The organism is Kitasatospora sp. NPDC057198 (assembly GCF_042670125.1).
Taxonomy (GTDB): Bacteria; Actinomycetota; Actinomycetes; order Streptomycetales; family Streptomycetaceae; genus Kitasatospora.
The window spans coordinates 1-3,478 of sequence record NZ_JBHUWH010000649.1 but is presented as its reverse complement, the minus strand read 5'-3'; the positions used below and the strand labels follow the sequence as shown (position 1 = coordinate 3,478).

Here is a 3,478-nt window from a genome sequence, read left to right as displayed (position 1 = left end):
CCTCCCGGCGGCCCCTCTTCCCTACCCGGCTGCAGCCCCGCGGCGTGTCGCGCTCAGAAGCGGTCGACCGGCACGTACGTCCCCCACACCCCGCGCAGCGCGTCGCAGACCTCGCCGACGGTGGCCCGGGCCGCCAGGGCCTCCTTCATCGGGTACAGCACGTTGTCGGTGCCCTCCGCCGCCTTGCTCAGCTGCGACAGCGCCCGGTCGACCGCCGAGGTGTCGCGGTCGGCGCGCAGCCGGGCCAGCCGCTCGGCCTGCTGGGCCTCGATCGCCGGGTCGACCCGCAGCGGCTCGTAGGGCTCCTCCTCGGCGAGCTGGAAGCGGTTGACGCCGACGACGGTCCGCGCGCCGGAGTCCTGCTCCTGCTGGACGCGGTACGCGGTGCGCTCGATCTCGCCCTTCTGGTAGCCCTGTTCGATGGCCGCGACGGCGCCGCCCATGTCCTCCACCTTGGCCATCAACTCCAGTGCGGCGGCCTCCAGTTCGTCCGTCATCGCCTCGACCACGTACGAGCCCGCGAACGGGTCGACGGTGGCGGTGACGTCGGTCTCGAAGGCGAGCACCTGCTGGGTGCGCAGCGCGAGCCGGGCGGACTTCTCGGTCGGCAGGGCGATCGCCTCGTCGAAGGAGTTGGTGTGCAGCGACTGCGTGCCGCCCAGGACGGCGGCGAGCGCCTGCACCGAGACGCGCACCAGGTTGACCTCGGGCTGCTGGGCGGTGAGCTGGACGCCGGCGGTCTGGGTGTGGAAGCGCAGCATCTGCGACTTGGGGTTCTTCGCGCCGAACTCCTCCTTCATGACGCGGGCCCAGATCCGGCGCGCGGCGCGGAACTTGGCGACCTCCTCCAGCAGCGTGGTGCGGGAGACGAAGAAGAACGAGAGCCGGGGCGCGAAGTCGTCGACGTCCATCCCGGCGGCGACCGCGGTGCGGACGTACTCGATGCCGTTGGCGAGCGTGAAGGCGATCTCCTGCGCGGGGTTCGCCCCGGCCTCGGCCATGTGGTAGCCGGAGATGGAGATGGTGTTCCACTTGGGGATCTCGGCCCGGCAGTACTGGAACACGTCGGCGATCAGCCGCAGGCTGGGCTTGGGCGGGAAGATGTACGTGCCGCGGGCGATGTACTCCTTGAGCACGTCGTTCTGGATGGTGCCGGTCAGCCGGGCCGACGGCACGCCCTGAGCCTCGCCGACCAGCTGGTAGAGCAGCAGCAGCAGCGAGCCGGGCGCGTTGATGGTCATCGAGGTGGAGACCTCGCCGAGCGGGATGCCGCCGAACAGCACGTTCATGTCCTCGACGCTGTCGATCGCCACGCCGACCTTGCCGACCTCGCCGTGCGAGATCGCCGCGTCCGAGTCGTAGCCCATCTGGGTCGGCAGGTCGAAGGCGACGGACAGGCCCATGGTGCCGTTGGCGATCAGCTGCTTGTAGCGGGCGTTGGACTCGGCGGCGGTGCCGAAGCCCGCGTACTGGCGCATCGTCCACGGCTTGCCGGTGTACATCGTGGGGTAGACGCCACGGGTGAACGGGTACTGTCCGGGCGCGCCGAGGCGGGACCGGGCGTCGAAGCCGTCCAGGGTCCCGGGGCCGTAGACCGGTTCGATCGGCAGGCCCGACTCGGTGCGGCGGGGCTCGGCTGCCATGGGGTTCCTCCGCGGTGTGTGAACGTTCACTAATGATGGGCTGGGTACGCAATGTAGCCGTGCCCTCCGAAGCGCAGACAGACACCACGGCTGGGACCTTGCTCACAACACCCGGCGGCCCGCTTGGGATGATCGGTGCACCGACCGGAGACACGAGGAGTGCACGAACATGACCGAGCAGAAGGTGGCCGTGGTGACCGGCGCCAGCAGCGGCATCGGGGCGGCCACCGCCCGCAGGCTGGCCGCCGACGGCTTCGAGGTGGTGCTGACCGCCCGCCGCACCGGGCGGATCGAGGCGCTGGCCGAGGAACTCGGCGGCCGCTCCTACACCCTGGACGTCACCGACCGGGCCGCGGTGGACGCCTTCGCCGCCGAGGTCGGCCGAGTCGACGTCCTGGTCAACAACGCGGGCGGCGCGCTGGGCGCGGAGAGCGTCGAGCAGGGCGACCCGGCCGACTGGCGCGCCATGTACGAGGTCAACGTGATCGGCGTGCTGCACCTCACCCAGGCGCTGCTGCCGGCGCTGCGCGCCACCGGCGACGGCACCGTGCTGATCATGTCCTCGACGGCGGCACTGGCCGCGTACGAGGGCGGCGGCGGGTACGTGGCCGCCAAGCACGCCGTCCACTCGGTGGCCCAGACGCTCCGCCTCGAACTCGTGGCCGAGCCGATCCGGGTGATCGAGATCGCCCCCGGCATGGTGAAGTCCGAGGGCTTCGCGCTGACCCGCTTCCGCGGCGACCGGGACAAGGCCGACGCGGTCTACGCGGGCGTCGCCGAGCCGCTCACCTCGGAGGACGTCGCCGACACCGTCTCCTGGGCGGTCACCCGGCCCGCGCACGTCAACATCGACCTGCTGGTGGTGCGGCCCCGCGCCCAGGCCGCCAACCACAAGGTGCACCGGGTCAGTTGAGCCGCCCCGCGTGAACGGGAAGGGCGGCGGGTCACAACTTGATAGCTCGATCGAGTGAAATCGGCCCGCCGCCTCCCCAACTGATGAGCCCTCAACTACCGTGGAGGCGCTGCCCCGCCGAGCTGTGTCAGCCCGCGCGACGGCATTGCCGCACCCCGCCTCCCCTGGCTCTCCACCCCCCGTCTCTGGAGCATTCCGCCTTCCCGCCCTCACGAGGAGGATCCGCTGGCCAGCGACATCCCGCCGCAGCGCCTTGACGTGCGGACGGAGCCGTCCCTGTTGGGACTCCACCGGTTCAACGAAGCCGACTCGGGCGCGGTGGAGGAAGCCCTGCTCGCCTGCTGCGGCAGCCACCGGTGGGCCCTGCGCCTCACCGCCCACCGCCCCTACCCCGACATCGAGTCCCTGCTCGCCGCCGCCAGCGAGGCCAGCTACGACCTGCGCCCGGCGGACCTCGCGGAGGCCCTCGCCGACGAGAGCTGGATGCCCCAGCCCCTCCTCGGCATGCGCGCCCCCGGCAGCCAGGCCGCGCACACCGCGCTGCGCGCCGCCCACGCCGCCTACGAGGCCCGCTTCGGCCACGTCTTCGTGGTCTGCCTCGACGGCGTCGACCCCGAGGAGATGCTGGACGCCGTCCTCACCTCCATCCGCACCCGCCTCGCCAACGACCCCGACGAGGAACGCCTCATCTCCGCCGAGGAGTTGCGCCGGATCGCCCTCAGCCGCCTCGAGCACCTGGTCGCCGTCAAGAGCTGAAGAGAGAGCCCCGCCAGGGGCTCGGGAACGACAAGTCCGTGCTGCGCATGGGCCCCGTCAGGGGCTCGGGGAACGGCGAGTCCGTGCTGCTGACGGCCGGAGCCCATCGAAGTGTCCGTGCTGCTGCGTGCCTGAAACAGAACCGGAAGCAGACGCGCGCCACGGC

At 71.6% G+C, this 3,478-nt stretch carries 3 protein-coding genes; 2 read left to right on the top strand and 1 reads right to left on the bottom strand.

What is annotated here, in order from left to right; genetic code table 11:
* Window positions 1-53: 53 nt before the first annotated feature.
* Entirely contained in the window at window positions 54-1,643 is a 1,590-nt protein-coding gene (locus ACFUEL_RS37185) for a methylmalonyl-CoA mutase (protein ID WP_380242243.1), read from the bottom strand.
* A 169-nt stretch (window positions 1,644-1,812) separates the two neighbouring features.
* Here ACFUEL_RS37185 and ACFUEL_RS37180 point away from each other — a divergent pair, with 169 nt between their 5' ends.
* Window positions 1,813-2,556 (top strand): SDR family oxidoreductase, encoded by a 744-nt coding sequence (locus ACFUEL_RS37180; RefSeq protein ID WP_380242241.1) that lies wholly within the window; start codon window positions 1,813-1,815, stop codon window positions 2,554-2,556.
* Between the two features lie 279 nt (window positions 2,557-2,835).
* Complete coding sequence (locus ACFUEL_RS37175) at window positions 2,836-3,312, top strand: 2-oxo-4-hydroxy-4-carboxy-5-ureidoimidazoline decarboxylase (protein WP_380242239.1); 477 nt, start codon at window positions 2,836-2,838, stop codon at window positions 3,310-3,312.
* Window positions 3,313-3,478: the final 166 nt, after the last annotated feature.